This window comes from Priestia sp. 10L35 (genome assembly GCF_056395685.1).
Map to the genome: position 1 here is coordinate 405851 of NZ_JBFTKA010000001.1, position 16395 is coordinate 422245.

The 16395-nt window shown below is 39.4% G+C and carries 16 protein-coding genes and 1 riboswitch; of the genes, 13 read left to right on the forward strand and 3 right to left on the reverse strand.

Annotated features, from left to right (window positions below; all coding sequences use genetic code 11):
* The first annotated feature begins 173 nt into the window (after positions 1–173).
* Positions 174–266: riboswitch (glycine riboswitch) on the forward strand.
* A gap of 211 nt (positions 267–477) precedes the next feature.
* The 3 genes from gcvT to gcvPB are packed head-to-tail and all read left to right on the forward strand — an operon-like array spanning position 478 to position 4416.
* Positions 478–1578, forward strand: a complete 1101-nt coding sequence (gene gcvT / locus AC1DEF_RS02095) for a glycine cleavage system aminomethyltransferase GcvT (RefSeq protein ID WP_097824592.1) — start codon at positions 478–480, stop codon at positions 1576–1578.
* Positions 1579–1598: 20 nt separating this feature from the next.
* The gene (gene gcvPA / locus AC1DEF_RS02100) at positions 1599–2945 is read left to right on the forward strand and encodes an aminomethyl-transferring glycine dehydrogenase subunit GcvPA (protein ID WP_043976247.1); all 1347 of its coding nucleotides are present in this window, start codon (positions 1599–1601) and stop codon (positions 2943–2945) included.
* Positions 2938–4416: an aminomethyl-transferring glycine dehydrogenase subunit GcvPB gene (gene gcvPB, locus AC1DEF_RS02105; protein ID WP_097824591.1), complete on the forward strand. Its 1479-nt coding sequence runs from the start codon at positions 2938–2940 to the stop codon at positions 4414–4416. Before gcvPA ends, gcvPB begins: the two co-directional genes overlap by 8 nt.
* Before the next feature lie 44 nt (positions 4417–4460).
* On the opposite strand, the gene AC1DEF_RS02110 is transcribed toward gcvPB, so the two are convergent.
* The gene (locus AC1DEF_RS02110; RefSeq protein ID WP_013085006.1) at positions 4461–4844 is read right to left on the reverse strand and encodes a rhodanese-like domain-containing protein; all 384 of its coding nucleotides are present in this window, start codon (positions 4842–4844) and stop codon (positions 4461–4463) included.
* 230 nt (positions 4845–5074) lie between these two features.
* On the opposite strand from AC1DEF_RS02110, the gene AC1DEF_RS02115 reads away from it, so the two are divergent.
* The 4 genes from AC1DEF_RS02115 to AC1DEF_RS02130 all read left to right on the forward strand — a co-directional run bounded on the left by AC1DEF_RS02115 (position 5075) and on the right by AC1DEF_RS02130 (position 10479).
* Positions 5075–5908, forward strand: a complete 834-nt coding sequence (locus AC1DEF_RS02115; protein ID WP_013085005.1) for a lipoate--protein ligase family protein — start codon at positions 5075–5077, stop codon at positions 5906–5908.
* A 312-nt stretch (positions 5909–6220) separates the two neighbouring features.
* Positions 6221–8779: a vitamin B12-dependent ribonucleotide reductase gene (locus AC1DEF_RS02120; protein WP_057243225.1), complete on the forward strand. Its 2559-nt coding sequence runs from the start codon at positions 6221–6223 to the stop codon at positions 8777–8779.
* 284 nt (positions 8780–9063) lie between these two features.
* Positions 9064–9495 carry a transcriptional regulator MntR gene (gene mntR / locus AC1DEF_RS02125; RefSeq protein ID WP_013085004.1) on the forward strand — a complete coding sequence of 144 codons (432 nt, stop codon included), beginning with the start codon at positions 9064–9066 and terminating at the stop codon, positions 9493–9495.
* Positions 9496–9597: 102 nt separating this feature from the next.
* Entirely contained in the window at positions 9598–10479 is an 882-nt protein-coding gene (locus AC1DEF_RS02130; protein ID WP_016765549.1) for a patatin-like phospholipase family protein, read from the forward strand.
* Between the two features lie 30 nt (positions 10480–10509).
* Here the strand turns inward: AC1DEF_RS02130 and AC1DEF_RS02135 are convergent, their stop codons facing one another.
* Both AC1DEF_RS02135 and AC1DEF_RS02140 read right to left on the reverse strand, forming a co-directional pair.
* Complete coding sequence (locus AC1DEF_RS02135) at positions 10510–10908, reverse strand: SA1362 family protein (protein ID WP_013059160.1); 399 nt, start codon at positions 10906–10908, stop codon at positions 10510–10512.
* A gap of 48 nt (positions 10909–10956) precedes the next feature.
* Complete coding sequence (locus tag AC1DEF_RS02140) at positions 10957–11913, reverse strand: DUF1385 domain-containing protein (RefSeq protein ID WP_013085002.1); 957 nt, start codon at positions 11911–11913, stop codon at positions 10957–10959.
* A gap of 313 nt (positions 11914–12226) precedes the next feature.
* Between AC1DEF_RS02140 and AC1DEF_RS02145 the strand changes: the two genes are divergently transcribed.
* From AC1DEF_RS02145 to spoIIIAA, 6 genes are all read left to right on the forward strand, one after another.
* Positions 12227–12763, forward strand: a complete 537-nt coding sequence (locus AC1DEF_RS02145) for a YqhR family membrane protein (protein WP_016765547.1) — start codon at positions 12227–12229, stop codon at positions 12761–12763.
* A 121-nt stretch (positions 12764–12884) separates the two neighbouring features.
* Positions 12885–13322, forward strand: a complete 438-nt coding sequence (aroQ, locus tag AC1DEF_RS02150; protein ID WP_097824590.1) for a type II 3-dehydroquinate dehydratase — start codon at positions 12885–12887, stop codon at positions 13320–13322.
* 1 nt (position 13323) lies between these two features.
* A complete protein-coding gene (locus AC1DEF_RS02155) occupies positions 13324–14382 on the forward strand; it encodes a M24 family metallopeptidase (RefSeq protein WP_097824589.1) in 1059 nt (352 codons plus the stop codon).
* A gap of 19 nt (positions 14383–14401) precedes the next feature.
* Positions 14402–14959, forward strand: coding sequence for an elongation factor P (efp, locus tag AC1DEF_RS02160; protein WP_013059155.1), 558 nt, complete (start codon positions 14402–14404; stop codon positions 14957–14959).
* Positions 14960–15097: 138 nt separating this feature from the next.
* On the forward strand, positions 15098–15379 hold the full coding sequence (locus tag AC1DEF_RS02165) for a YqhV family protein (protein WP_013059154.1): 282 nt from the start codon (positions 15098–15100) through the stop codon (positions 15377–15379).
* Positions 15380–15444: 65 nt separating this feature from the next.
* On the forward strand, positions 15445–16392 hold the full coding sequence (spoIIIAA, locus tag AC1DEF_RS02170; RefSeq protein ID WP_097824588.1) for a stage III sporulation protein AA: 948 nt from the start codon (positions 15445–15447) through the stop codon (positions 16390–16392).
* The last annotated feature ends 3 nt before the right edge of the window (positions 16393–16395 follow it).

Below are 16395 nucleotides of genomic sequence, written 5' to 3' on the forward strand. Positions count from 1 at the left end.
ATGCTCCTTTGTGAAAAATTTTTATTGAACAAATGATAAGAATCAGGTAGGATAAAAATATATTTAGAAAATTTGAAAAAGAAAATAGATTAGCACTTTACAAATGATTGTGTGAATAAAGATAGATACATCTTTCAGTAGTATGCCCAACTTTACCAACTTTATAGAAGCGAATGACGACACGGGGAGAGACTACTTGAATGTAGCGCCGAAGGAGCAAGCAATAAAATTGTGAATCTCTCAGGCAAAAAGACTCTTGTTTGACGCAGCTCTGGAGAGCGTCTATGCGTTTATAGACCACCCACGAGGCAAACCTATTCATTTATAGGTAAACTTTCAGGTGAAAAGGACAGAGACTTCCTACTAAATACAGTAGGGGTTTTCTGTCCTTTTTTGTTTGGATAAATAGTGATCCCCACACTATTTGAAAACTCCCCGTTATGAAAAGTTTCACGTGAAAAAGAGGAGGACATAAATATGACAACAGAATTACACAAAACGCCGCTTTATGATACCTATCAAAAATATGGTGCCAAAACAATTGATTTTGGAGGATGGGCTCTTCCCGTTCAATTTTCTTCTATTAAAGAAGAGCATGAAGCTGTACGTACAAAGGCAGGCCTTTTTGATGTCTCTCATATGGGAGAAATTCTTGTAACAGGAGCTGATAGCTTAGTTTTTCTTCAGCACACGATGACAAATGACGTTTCTACCCTCGTAGATGGAAAAGCGCAGTATACGGCTATGTGTTATGAAGACGGAGGCACGGTAGATGATTTGCTGATTTATAAAAAAGCAGATCAAGAGTATTTGCTAGTCGTAAACGCTGCTAATATTCAAAAAGACTATGAGTGGCTGGTGTCTCACAAACAAGGAGATGTAACGCTCGTTAATCAGTCTGATGAAACTGCGCAGCTAGCTTTGCAAGGTCCTGTAGCAGAAAAAGTTTTACAAACGTTAACGAACGAAAATTTAGCTTTGTTAAAGCCATTTACATTTGCTGATGATGTAGAAGTAGCGAATGTAAAAGCTCTCGTTTCACGTACTGGGTACACCGGGGAAGATGGCTTTGAAATTTATTGTTCTTCAGCTGACGCAGCTCACTTGTGGACGGCTATTTTAGAAGCAGGCAGTGATGAAGGTGTGCTGCCTTGCGGATTAGGAGCTCGCGATACGCTTCGTTTTGAAGCTACTTTGGCTTTATATGGCCAAGAGCTTTCAAAAGATATTACGCCCATTGAAGCTCGAATTGGATTTGCAGTAAAGACGAACAAAGACAGCTTTATTGGAAAAGAAGTGTTAAAAGAACAGCGTGAAAGCGGGGCACCTCGTAAGCTGGTAGGAATTGAAATGATTGATAAAGGTATACCAAGACACGGTTACGAAGTACTTGCAGATGAAGAACAAATTGGATTTGTGACAACAGGTACACAGTCACCGACATTAAAGAAAAACATCGGTCTAGCACTATTGTCAGCAGAGTATACAGAGCTTGGTCAAGAAGTGGAAGTGCAGGTTCGGAAAAAGCGCTTAAAAGCAAAAGTGGTTTCAACACCTTTTTATAAACGTTCAAAGTAAGCTTTGGGGAGGAATTTAACATGTTACATCGCTATTTACCAATGACAGAACAAGATCAGCAGCAAATGTTAGCAGCAATTGGTGTTTCATCTGTTGATGATTTATTTTCAGATATTCCGCAGCGCGTTCGTTTTCAAGGAGAATACAATATTAAAAAAGCGGCTTCAGAGCCTCAGCTGTTAAAAGAATTAAATAGTATGGCTGCTAAAAATGCTCATTTAAAAGACTATGCTTCTTTTTTAGGAGCAGGAGTTTACGATCATTACATGCCGGTTATTGTTGATCATGTTATTTCTCGTTCGGAATTTTATACGGCCTATACTCCGTATCAACCGGAAATTTCTCAAGGAGAACTTCAGGCCATCTTTGAATTTCAAACAATGATTTGTGAGTTAACGGGGATGGACGTGGCTAATTCTTCTATGTATGACGGAGGAACTGCTTTAGCAGAAGCCGCTATGCTCAGTGCGGGTCAAACAAAAAAGAAAAAAGTACTTGTCTCTGCGGCTGTTCACCCTGAGTCAAAAGATGTGTTAAAAACGTATGCGAAGGGTCAATACATTGAAGTGGTAGAAATCCCTTCAGCAGACGGCGTAACAGATATGATTGCATTAGAAAAAGAGATGGGGAGTGACGTGGCAGCTGTTATTGTCCAGTATCCAAATTTCTACGGACAAATCGAGCCGTTAAAAGAAATTGAAGAAATTACCCATCAAGAAAAATGCATGTTTGTGGTTTCAAGCAATCCTTTATCATTAGGTTTACTTACGCCTCCTGGAGAATTCGGAGCTGATATTGTCATTGGAGATGCACAGCCATTTGGTATTCCAAGTCAATTTGGAGGCCCGCACTGCGGATACTTTGCAACTACGTCTAAGCTTATGCGAAAAATCCCAGGACGATTAGTAGGGCAAACGGTCGATGAAAACGGTAAGCGAGGGTTTGTTTTAACCCTTCAAGCGCGTGAACAGCATATACGCCGCGATAAAGCGACGTCTAACATTTGTTCAAATCAAGCGTTAAATGCTTTAGCAGCATCAGTTGCAATGACAGCTTTAGGCAAGCAAGGTGTAAAAGAAATGGCGCTGCAAAACTTATCAAAAACGCATTATGCATATGAAGCGTTAAAGGCAAAAGGGGTAAATGTAGCATTTGAAGGACCGTTTTTTAACGAATTAGTCGTGAAGCTTCCGGTTTCGGTAACAGAAGCAAACAATCATTTATTAGCATCAAAAATAATTGGCGGTTATGATCTTAGCCGTGATAACCAAGCGCTTGAAAATCACATGCTGCTTGCTTTTACAGAGCTCCGTACAAAAGAGGAAATTGACCAACTTGTAAATGAATTGGGGGATCTTCATGCTTAATCAAAATCAATCACTTATTTTTGAAAGCAGTAAAGAAGGGCGAATCGGCTATTCATTGCCAGAGTTAGATGTGCCGCAAGTAAATGCTGAAGAACTGCTTGGGAAAGCGTATGTGCGTACCAAAGCTCCTGAGCTTCCTGAAGTATCAGAACTCGATATTATGCGTCATTACACCGCGCTTTCAAAACGAAATCACGGGGTAGACTCAGGGTTTTATCCGCTTGGTTCATGTACGATGAAATATAATCCAAAAGTGAATGAACAAGCAGCACGCATTGCTGGGTTTGCGCATATTCATCCGCTTCAAGATGAGCAAACGGTTCAAGGTGCTCTCGAACTTTTATATGATTTACAAGAGCATTTAACAGAAATTACAGGAATGGATGAAGTAACACTTCAGCCAGCAGCAGGTGCTCACGGCGAGTGGACCGGGCTTATGATGATTCGTGCCTATCATGAAGCAAATGGTGAGACGCAGCGAACAAAAGTCATTGTTCCAGACTCAGCTCACGGAACGAACCCGGCTTCGGCAACAGTTGCGGGATTTGAAACGGTAACGGTAAAATCAAACGAACATGGTTTAGTGGACTTAGAGGATTTACGCCGCGTAGTAGGAGAAGATACAGCCGCTTTAATGTTAACAAACCCAAATACGCTGGGATTATTTGAAGAAGATATTTTAGAAATGGCTGAAATTGTTCACGCAGCAGGTGGAAAGCTTTATTATGATGGTGCAAATTTAAACGCAGTATTAAGTAAAGCCCGTCCTGGAGATATGGGGTTTGACGTTGTTCATTTAAACCTTCATAAAACGTTTACAGGCCCTCATGGAGGAGGCGGTCCTGGCTCTGGTCCGGTAGGGGTAAAAGCAGATTTAATTCCGTATTTGCCTAAACCAGTGCTTGTGAAAACAGAAGAAGGCTATCACTTTGACTATAACCGTCCTAAGTCAATTGGACGTGTAAAGCCGTTTTACGGCAACTTCGGTATCAACGTTCGCGCTTATACGTATATTCGTTCAATGGGTCCAGACGGCTTAAAAGCGGTGACGGAAAACGCTGTGCTAAATGCCAACTATATGATGCGTCGTTTAGCAGAACACTATGAGCTGCCGTTTGACCGTCACTGTAAGCACGAATTTGTTTTATCTGGAAAACGTCAGAAAAAGCTTGGCGTGCGCACATTGGATATTGCGAAACGACTGCTTGATTTTGGCTATCATCCACCGACTATCTACTTCCCGCTTATCGTAGAAGAGTGCATGATGATCGAACCAACGGAAACGGAGTCGAAAGAAACGCTAGATGCGTTTATCGATGCGATGATTCAAATTGCAAAAGAAGCAGAAGAAACGCCTGAAGTCGTACAGGAAGCTCCGCATACAACGGTTGTGAAACGCCTTGATGAAACGCTGGCAGCCAGAAAGCCAGTTCTTCGCTATCAGAAAGAACAGGCTGTTCAAAACGTCTAACAAAAAACCTCGCCCAAAGGCGAGGTTTTTTTATATACATACCATTATTTTTTCTTTTTTACTTTACCGTTCCACATTTTGAAGCCGCCTTTTAAATCATAGATTTCTTGAACACCGTGGCGACGAAGCATTTGTGCTGCGCGTCCTGTGCGCATTCCGCTTTGACAATAGATGTAGACAGGTTGATCTGGACGAAATTCTTTAATGCGCATACGGAACTGTGAAAGAGGAATATTTCGTGCGCCTAAAATATGTCCGTTTTCGAATTCATTCGGTTCACGAATATCAACTAGCTGTGCCTTGCGGTAGCCGCTGCGGAATTCTTCTTCAGTTAACGTTTTCATAATGCGACGTTGGACAAAGAACATAACGACAGAGTATATGATGATTACTCCAAGTAAAATGAGTACTGCTGTAATTGCTGACATGCTGATTCTTCCTTTCTTCGACAAAATCCATACTCTTATTATATAAGTGAATGAAATTAGAAGTAAAGCGATTTTGCCTTGAATCTAGCGGATTTCTTCCCGAAAATGAAAAAACTACCACATTTGAATTCACAGTTTTATGTTGCTCTTTGCTTTTCCTTAGCTCAATCTTTTGGTAGACTAAAAAACGGATTTATTTTTTATATTACATATAGCTGAGGATGAGGTAGATGAAAGCAAAGTGGAGATTTATTGATTCCAACAACCGTTCGCCTTATTACAATATGGCGTTAGATGAAGCGTTATTAGAATGGCATAGTAAAGGAGAAATTCCACCTACGATTCGTTTTTACGGATGGAACCCTCCAACGCTGTCAATCGGTTATTTTCAAAAAGCTGAAAAAGAAATTAACTTTGATAAAGTAAAAGAATTAGGGCTAGGCTTTGTAAGACGTCCAACGGGCGGCAGGGGCGTGCTTCACGATGAAGAGCTTACTTACAGCGTAATTGTATCTGAAGAGTATCCTAACATGCCCAAGACAGTTACAGAGGCATATCGCGTAATCTCTGAAGGTTTACTGGAAGGATTTCGTTCGTTAGGGCTCGAGGCTTATTTTGCTATTCCTCGTTCAGAAGAAGAAAAAAATAGCTTAAAAAACCCTCGTTCGTCCGTGTGCTTTGATGCTCCTTCTTGGTATGAACTAGTTGTAGAGGGCCGCAAGATTGCTGGAAGTGCCCAAACTAGACAAAAAGGAGTTATTCTACAGCACGGCTCTATTCTGTTAGAGATTGATGAAGATAAATTATTCAGCGTGTTTAATTATCCAAATGATCGCGTGAAAGAAAGAATGCAGCGCGCATTTCGTTCTAAAGCGGTAGCCATTAATGCAATTGCGGGCCGCAAAATCTCTATTGAAGAAGCAAAAGAAGCGTTTTATAAAGGATTTGCTTCTGCTCTTGATATCGATTTAGAACCGTATACACTGTCTGAAGAAGAGGAAGCATATGTAGAAGAACTAGCGCGCACAAAGTACGGATCGGATGAATGGAACTTTAAGCGCTAAACGGATGCCCATGGGAAATAGATAAAAGTGCAACTTCTTATAAGTTGCACTTTTTAGTGGGATTTTTAGAAACAATGCTTGGCTAATAGAATACATAGGGAAGAAAAGTCAAACACTTTTTTTACGAAAAAAAAAATATTTCACTTGACACCCTTCTATATGTAGATGTTTGGAGAAGTGTCAAATACTATATATTGAATTCGTCCAAGCCGTGTGGTAAGTTATTGATAGTTGATTGAAAAACTCTATTTCCTTTAAAAGGAAATAGAGTTAATAAATTTATAGATGTTCGATAGGTAAGGAGTTGTGAGAATGACTGTTTTGTTAAATCAAAAAGTGAATATGAATGTTGAAAAGCTCAATTCAGATATTGAACGCTTTCCGCAAGTACATCCGATTACACCGGATATGAAGTTGACTCATAAAGGTGTTTCAAGATTGGTAATGTTAGACCGTTATGCGTTTAAAGATACGGAAAAATTAACGTTATCAGAAGGAGATTTTGTTGTTCTAACTGTAAAGGAAGATCCAAAATTTCCAGCACGAGGACTTGGCTATGTGGAAAGCATTAATTTTGAGCAAAAAACCGCTGTTGTCAAGGTAGAAGATGAGTTTAGAGGAGCTTTATCGCCTGAAGAAGCAGAAAACGGATTAATCACTCGTTCTTTAGATGTCATTGAAAAACCTCTAGAAGTCTTCTACGAGCAAATTGCAAAACGTAATGCAACAGGCTTAGCTTCTGTGGAAAAAACAGAAGAAAAGCGCAAAGAGTGGTTTGAAAAGTTCTATCAAGAGCTTGTTCAGCTAAACTTTGTACCAGCTGGCCGCGTTCTTTACGGTGCAGGTGCTGATACGGACGTAACGTACTTCAACTGTTATGTAATGCCTTATGTAAAAGATTCACGTGAAGGTATTTCAGAACACCGCAAACAAGTAATGGAAATCATGAGCCGTGGAGGCGGTGTTGGAACGAATGGTTCAACTCTTCGTCCGCGCAACACGCTGGCTCGCGGTGTAAACGGTAAATCATCTGGTTCGGTTTCATGGTTAGATGATATTGCTAAACTGACGCATCTTGTTGAGCAAGGTGGGTCACGTCGTGGGGCCCAAATGATCATGCTTGCCGACTGGCATCCTGACATTGTAGAATTTATTATTTCTAAAATGCAAAACCCTCGCATTTTACGTTTCTTAATTGAAAACACAAATGACGAAATGATTAAAAAACATGCGCAAGATAAATTGAAGTTCACGCCGCTAACAGAGTCTGAAGAAGCGATGTACCAAGGAATCATTAACTATAAACAAATTCCTGGTCTTGGTGGGTTCAGTGAAAAAATCATCAAAGATGCAGAAGAAAAGCTGCAAACAGGCGGAACGTACAGCGTTCATAACTCAGAGTTTTTAACAGGAGCAAACATTTCTGTATGCTTAACAAAAGATTTTATGGATGCTGTTGAAAACGACGGAGAATACGAACTTCGCTTCCCAGACGTAGAAAGCTATTCAAAAGAAGAAATGGCTAACTACAATGAAAACTGGCACGAAGTAGGCGACGTGCGCGAATGGGCAAAACAAGGAAACAAAGTTCGTACGTATCGTACTATCCGTGCAAAAGAGCTATGGAACTTAATTAATATTTGTGCAACGTACTCAGCTGAACCAGGCATTTTCTTCTTTGACAATGCTAATGACATGACAAATGCTCAAGCATATGGTCAGCACGTTGTTGCAACAAATCCATGTGGTGAACAACCACTTGCACCATTCTCTGTCTGCAACTTAGCTGCTGTTAACCTAGCGCAAATGGCAGATAAAGAAACGAAAACTGTTAACTTTGAAAAGTTACGTCAAACGGTTGAAACAGGCGTTAGAATGCAAGATAACGTTATTGATGCAACTCCTTATTTCTTAGAAGAAAACCAAAAGCAAGCGCTTGGCGAACGCCGCGTTGGCCTTGGTGTAATGGGTCTTCACGATCTTCTTATTTATTGTGAAACAGAGTACGGCTCTGACAAAGGCAATGAGTTAGTAGATAAAGTGTTTGAAACAATTGCAACGACGGCTTACCGCGCGTCTGTAGAGCTTGGAAAAGAAAAAGGAAGCTTCCCGTTCTTAGTGGGCGAAACAGATGCTGAAACGGCTTCTTTACGTGAAGCATTCACAAATACAGGCTTCATGAAAAAAATGCCTGAAGATATTCGTGAAAACATTAAAGAGAACGGTATCCGAAACTCTCATTTATTAACAGTAGCGCCAACAGGCAGTACTGGAACAATGGTTGGAGTATCAACGGGTCTTGAACCTTATTTCTCATTCTCATACTTCCGAAGCGGCCGTTTAGGTAAATTTATTGAAGTAAAAGCTGATATCGTTCAAGAGTATTTAGATCAGCATCCAGAAGCAGATCCAAACAACCTTCCTGAATGGTTCATTTCAGCTATGGAACTTGCACCACAAGCTCACGCGGATGTGCAATGTGTGATTCAGCGCTGGATTGACAGTTCAATTAGTAAAACAGTAAACGCTCCTCGCGGTTACACGGTAGAGCAAGTTCAAAAAGTGTACGAGCGTCTGTATAAAGGCGGAGCAAAAGGCGGTACGGTGTACGTAGACGGCAGCCGTGATGCACAAGTCTTAACGCTAAAAGCAGAAGAAAATACGTTTGATGAAGAAATTGAAGCGCCAAAAGAAGAAACGAAACCGCACGTTGTGTTAGTTGATACAATTAATGAAATTCGTTCAACTGATGTAACAATCGGTTCTGAAGTAGGTAATACGTGTCCGGTTTGCCGTCAAGGAACGGTAGAAGAAATGGGCGGATGCAACACATGTACAAACTGTGGTGCACAGCTAAAATGCGGCCTTTAATTTTGAATATGATTGACTAGTAAAAGCTGACTCAAACGAGTCAGCTTTTATTATGTATAAAAATGGGGCATAAATAAGAAGCGAAATCGAACGGTTCTTGTATTTGAATAAGCATTGTAGTATGATTTTAATTGAATGTCTTTTATCCAGTTTTATCTTATGACATCGCTTTATTTACACGTTTTTTTCACATAGATTATCAAACATGAACACGATATCACTATAAGAAACAGACATTTATGACTTATTATTAGCAATACATAATATTAATTGGGGGAGATTTCATGCCTACACCGAGTATGGAAGATTATATTGAACAAATATATATGCTAATTGAAGATAAAGGATACGCTCGAGTGTCTGATATTGCTGATGCATTGGCGGTTCACCCCTCATCTGTAACGAAGATGGTTCAAAAGCTAGACAAAGATGAGTACTTAATTTATGAAAAATATCGAGGCCTTGTTTTAACAGCTAAGGGGCAGAAGATTGGAAAACGTCTTGTTTATCGCCACGAGCTTTTAGAGCAGCTGCTGCGCATCATTGGCGTAGATGAGAAAAATATTTATGATGACGTAGAAGGAATTGAACATCATTTAAGCTGGAATTCCATTGATCGAATTGGAGATTTGGTTCAATACTTTGAAGAAAATCATAACCGTATTCAAGATCTTCGCAATGTACAAAAACGAAATGAAGAAGAGCAAAAATTATAAGAAAAAAGCAGCGGCCAATAGCGTCACTGCTTTTTTTCTTTTTATCATAACTTGTTGCTGAGTCGACTACAAATGTAGAGTGGGTAGTTTGGAGGAGAGGCTGTGTACGTCGACGGAGTGTTTTCAGGTGGCGGTATTAAAGGGCTTGCACTGATTGGCGCGTTACAAGCTCTAGAAGAAAAAGGCTTGATCTTTCGGCGGTTAGCCGGAACGAGTGCGGGTTCCATTATTTGTGCATTTGTAGCAGCCGGTTATACAAGTGAAGAAATTGTTGAAATGATGAATGAAATTGAGTTATCGTCTTTTTTAGATCAAAGAATGTCTTTTTTACCATCAAGCTTGACAAAGTGGCTGTTTTTATATTGGAAAATGGGATTATATAAAGGAGAAAGGCTTGAAAAGTGGATTGCTGAAAAATTGCGGAGCAGAGGAATTCGTACATTTGCTGATTTGCCTGACCAGTCGCTGCGTATTATTGCTTCAGATTTGACCAACAGTACAATGCTTGTTCTTCCAGATGATTTGCCTAAATATCAAATCGACCCGAATCGCTTTTCTGTAGCAAGAGCCGTTCGAATGAGCTGCAGCATTCCATATTTTTTTGAGCCGGTTAAATTAAAATCTACCCCAAGCAGTTTAATAGTCGACGGGGGCGTGTTAAGCAACTTTCCAATTTTTCTGTTTGATGATGATAAAAGTCTTAAGAAACGACCGGTAATTGGGGTGAAGCTGAGCCCGAAGGACGAAGAAAGGGAACGGAATAAAATTAAGAATGCCGTTGGTTTATTCAGTGCGCTTTTTGAGACGATGAAAGATGCGCACGATGCAAGACATATTTCAAAACGTCACGAAAAAAATATTATCTTTTTACCTGTTAATCAAGTTTTTGCGACAGAATTTACCCTCACAGAAGAACGGAAGGAAGAGCTGATTGCGTTTGGCAAAAAGCGTACAAGGGCATTTTTAAAAAAATGGTGCTATTAAAAAAACAAGGAGGTTTTTCTCCTTGTTTTTTTAAAAGAATGCTCTATTTTTCTTTTTTCCTTTTTTACCTTCGATGACGGTCAAGTGTGAGTTGTTTTTCTTTTTCTTTAGCGGTTTCGTTGATTTGGATACCGGGCGCTTATTTGAGCTTCGGTACGTATGCATATCAACTTTGTTGCTTCCTCGCTCTTTTTCTTTTTGACGCAGTTTTGATTGTTTTACTGCGCGCACATAGCCTCTATCTTGACCTTTTGTCTGAGAAGGGCGGAGAATAAACCGATAAACTAAGTAAAACAAAATGATAAACAGAAAAATATAACCTGCTTGACGTAATAAAACAGCTGGATCTGTAATCAACGTAAATGCAAAGCCAATGACTCCTAACCCGATTAGACCATATACAAGTGGTTTCACGAATGGACGTCTCATTTTGTTCACCTCCTAAAATAGTAAAAAAAGAAAGCAAAACGGTGTGGATTAGACAACTTGTTCGTCAGTGGTAGAAGAAAGTTCATTTTCAACGCGTAAAAGTTCTTTAAATGAAGCAATCGCAACTTCAACTTGATCATCTTTTGGTTCTTTGGTTGTTAAAAGCTGAAGCCATAAACCGGGATAACCTAAAAAGCGAAGAAGAGGGACATGACGAACTTTATTGGTTAACTGTAACACTTCAAATGATAAACCAAGGACAACTGGGATTAATGCAAGGCGATCCACAATTCGTAACCAAAGAGGATCCGTTGGAACGAGTAGGTAGACAAACATTCCTACAACTACGGTAAAGAGGATAAAGCTACTTCCGCAGCGATAATGAAGTCGAGATTGTGCTTGCACGGCTTCTACCGTAAGTTCAGCATTGTTTTCATATGCATTAATGACCTTGTGTTCTGCTCCATGATATTGAAACACCCGTTTAATAAGTGGCGTTTGTGAAATCACATAAATATAGCCAAGGAGCAATAATAGTTTAAATACTCCTTCAATAAAAACCTGAGCTACACTTGAAGTGAAAACAGGACGTGTCAATTGTGCTAAAAACACAGGAATCAATGTAAATAGTACTTTCCCGAAAAGAAAGGATATTACACCAATAGTTGCAACGCCAAATATTAAAGATAGTTTTGATTCTTTTTTCTCTTTTTGTTGTTCTTCTGCTACTTGAGCATCATCTTCTGGATTCACGTCATAGCGTTCAGAGGAAAAGTTCAAGTGCTGCGTACCGTTTGCACTGGCTTCAACAATAGCAGCAATTCCTCGTAAAAAAGGAATTTTTTTTAAAGCAGTGAGTACGGAATTTGATTTTCTTTTTGAATGAAAATAATCAATAGATTGATCTTTGCGACGAATAGCCGTCACCATCATACGTTTGCCACCGAACATGACGCCTTCTATAACGGCTTGACCACCATACGCAGGTTTTTGCAATTTAGACATTTCAGGCACCAACCTAACTTAACTAGACTAGACTTCTTAGTATTTTATATTCTACAGCAAAATCAAATAAACCTCTAGGCGGATGCATGTTATCTAGTTTAGCCAATATTTTTCATCTCCACACCCTTGTTATGAATTTTTTTCCTTTCACTTATAAAATTTGTTTATGAAACTCTGTACGAAGTAGTTTAACAATGTCTCTTTGATATCAGGCTCCCTTCTTGCGTATAGGAAGAGTAATAAACGTAAAAACTTAGAAATGAGTCAGTAGGAAATGAGAAAAAAGTTCATACTACATCAAGAGGTGATTAATATGTCAGAACCTAAAGAACAGCATGAAAAAAAACAGGATAACCACCCTACGCATAAACAGGAAATGTCTTTTTTATTTAAAGCCATCTTTATTTCCTTTTTTGGAGGGATTTTCTGGAGCTTTATTGGCTATTTAAATTATCTGTTCAGCTTTAGTGTTATCAATCCAAATATGCTTTTAGATCCATGGGCATTAGGTGATTGGAAGGATAAAGGAATAGGTGTTATCGTCAGTATTTTTCTTATAGGGGTATTATCTATTGTTGTCGGGTTGTTATACTACGTCCTATTAAAGAAGTTTAAAACAATTTGGATAGGTTTTGCTTACGGCTTATTATGGTGGGCAATTGTATTCGTTGTTTTGAATCCGCTCTTTCCCAACTTAAAAACAATTGGAGAGCTTCCAGCTAACACGATTATTTCATCCCTCTGTATTTATATTTTATATGGTGTATTCATCGGATATTCCATTTCTTTTGAAGCTGCAGAGCTTCAAACAAAAGATGAATCTACAGATTTTCAAACGGCGAATAAGTAGTGTGAATGTTCCAACGTATGCTAATATATTCTATATAATGATTTAAAAAGAAAAATAAAGTGCAAATTCACATGAGTGAGCTGCATAAAGGGTTCGTAGTAGGGGAGAGTGTTGAATTAAGATGAATAAGATTTTAGTAATAAACGGTCCTAATTTAAATCGTTTAGGCGTACGCGAACCAGAGGTATATGGGACAGATAATCTTCAAAATCTTGAAGAGAAACTTCAGCGAGCAGGCAGAGACCATGGGATAGAAGTTGAGTGCGTACAGTCTAATCACGAAGGTGTAATTATCGACTGGATTCATGAAGCGGATGAGAAATTTGATGGGATTATGATCAATCCTGGTGCTTTTACTCACTACAGTTATGCCATTCGAGATGCGATTGCTAGTATATCTGTTCCTGTTATTGAAGTGCATATTTCGAACGTACATAAGCGTGAAGAGTTTCGCCACCATTCGGTGACGGCACCTGTTACACATGGTCAAATTGTCGGGTTAGGTTTATATGGATATGAACTTGCCCTGCAGGCACTTTTACAATTAAGGGGGAAATAAAATGAAAATCGAAAAACTACGCGAACAGTTTTCAAAGTTGAATGTGGACGGTGTTGTAATTACAAGTGAATATAACAGGCGCTATATGACCAATTTCACAGGATCTGCTGGTGTCGTTATTATTTCTGAAGACAAAGCGGCATTTGTAACAGATTTTCGTTATGTTGAACAAGCAACTAGTCAAACAGAAGGTTTTGATATCGTTCAGCACAAGGGTCCTATTGTAGAAGAAGTAGCGAATGTAGTGAAACAATTTGGAATTAAAAAGCTTGGTTTTGAACAGAATTATGTTACATATGGACAGCATCAATTATTTGATAAGCATATCGGCGCGGAACTTGTTCCAATCTCGCACGCAATCGAAAACTTACGCTTGATAAAGAGTGACTCAGAGATTAAGATATTAAAGGAAGCTGCAAAAATAGCAGATGCAGCATATGAACATATTTTAACCTTTGTTCGTCCTGGTTTAACAGAGCTTCAAGTATCTAATGAACTGGAGTTCTTTATGAGAAAACAAGGCGCAACATCTTCATCTTTTGATACAATTGTTGCTTCAGGGCATCGCGGGGCTTTACCCCATGGTGTTGCTTCTGACAAAGTCATTGAAAAAGGCGAACTTGTAACGCTTGATTTTGGCGCATACTATAATGGTTACTGTTCAGATATCACACGAACATTTGCCGTCGGTGAAGTAAGTGATAAGCTAAAAGAAATTTATAATGTCGTACTGCAAGCGCAGGTTAACGGAATGAGCGGCATCAAAGCAGGTATGACGGGTAAAGAAGCAGATGCGCTAACGCGTGATTATATTACAGAACACGGATACGGCCAGTATTTTGGACATTCGACCGGTCACGGCGTAGGGTTAGAAGTACATGAAGGCCCATCACTTTCTGTGAAATCTACAGATGTACTGCAGCCAGGTATGATTGTAACCGTTGAACCAGGTATTTACATACCAGACTTAGGGGGCGTTCGTATTGAAGATGATACGATCGTCACAGCAGAAGGTAATGAGGCATTATCGCACTCATCAAAAGAGTTCATTATTTTATAAAATGTAGGAGGATTTCTTCATGATTTCAGTAAATGATTTTCGTACAGGTTTGACAGTAGAAGTAGACGGAGGTATTTGGCGTGTAATGGATTTCCAACACGTAAAGCCTGGTAAAGGCGCTGCATTCGTTCGCTCAAAACTACGTAACCTTCGTACAGGAGCTGTGCAAGAAAAAACGTTCCGTGCAGGTGAAAAAGTAGGGAAAGCCCAAATTGATAACCGTAAAATGCAATATCTATATGCAAGCGGCGATCAGCACGTATTCATGGACAACCAGTCTTATGAGCAATTAGAGCTTCCGGCAAGTGCAATTGAATATGAGCTAAAATTCTTAAAAGAGAATATGGAAGTAGCAATTATGATGTACCAAGGTGAGACATTAGGTGTTGAACTTCCAAACACAGTTGAGCTTAAAGTAACAGAAACTGAACCTGGTATTAAAGGTGACACAGCTTCTGGCGGTACAAAACCGGCAACTGTAGAAACTGGCTTAACAGTAAACGTTCCGTTCTTCGTAAACGAAGGCGACGTATTAATTATCAACACAACAGACAGCAGCTACGTATCACGCGCGTAATTGGATCGTGTAAGCAAGCTGCAAACATACAAAAAAGGCAGAGAATCATTCTCTGCCTTTTTTGTATGTTTTTTTGTGCTAACTCTTCCTTATTTTGCATAGGTTGTACTAAACAACGCAGAGGTATAGGAGGGGCTTATGAAGCAGTGGTTGGATCATTTAAACGGTACGGTATTAACGATGGCGTGCCTTCGATTTATTTCTTCATTTATTGAGTTTATTGCCGCTATTTTAATTGTCACAAACAATGATGTGAAAAAGGCGTTAATGATTAATGGAATGTTAGCGCTTGTTGGTCCGATTGTAATGGTGAGTTCTTTTACCATAGGTTTAGTGTCCGTAGCCGATCAATTATCTTTTGGGAAATTAATCATGATTGTAGTAGGAGTGCTCTTCATTTTAATCGGTGTTTTTAAATAAAAGGTAGGCATAAAATGGTCAAGCTTATAATACATTGAAGTGAGTTCAAATATGAGGGGATGAATATGTTAAACGAAATACTTGCAATCTTTCCGCCTAATTTAAAAAAGACTGTTGAATTTTATGTCACAAACCATTCTCATGTACTAGAAGAAATTCGAGTGCGCATAGGAAGACCTGTCGAATTTACAATCAACAATCAGCCATATTTCGAATCGTATCTTCCAAGTGCAGAAGATGCTTTATTTATCTTAAATAAATTAAGCCAGTTTTCGATTTATATGATTGAAGAAGAATTGAAAAAAGGATATGTCACCATTGAAGGCGGGCACCGGGTTGGGCTAGCGGGAAAAGTTGTAACGGAAAATGGACAGGTTCGTGTGATTCGAGATGTATCATCCTTTAATATCCGGATTGCTAAACAAAAGATTGGTATTTCGAATCAGCTTATTCCTTTTTTATACAATCGCTATTGGCAAAGTACGGTCATTATAGGACCTCCTCAAACAGGAAAAACAACCATGATTCGCGATTTAGCTAGAGTAATAAGTACTGGCATAGAGCGCTCTAAGATTCCTCCGTTTAAAGTGGGAATTGTAGATGAACGATCAGAAATTGCTGGGGCTGTTAAAGGGGTTCCTCAGCATACATTCGGATCTAGAATGGATTTATTAGATAGCTGTCCGAAAGCTGAAGGCATGATGATGATGATTCGCTCCATGAGCCCCGATGTGCTGATCGTGGATGAAGTGGGAAGTGAAGAAGATTGTAAGGCCGTACTTGAAGCGGTTAATGCTGGCGTTCGTGTCATTATGACTGTTCATGGCTATGACATTGACGATTTAATGAAGCGTCCCACTTTGCAAGCTTTAATGAAACTTCATGTATTCAAAAGGTATGTTGTGCTATCGAACAGCCGAGGTCCTGGAACACTTCAGGCTATCTACGATGAGCACTATAATTTCATGAAAACGTCCGCTGAAAAGTCGCTTATTGAAAATAGTAAAGGGTGATGG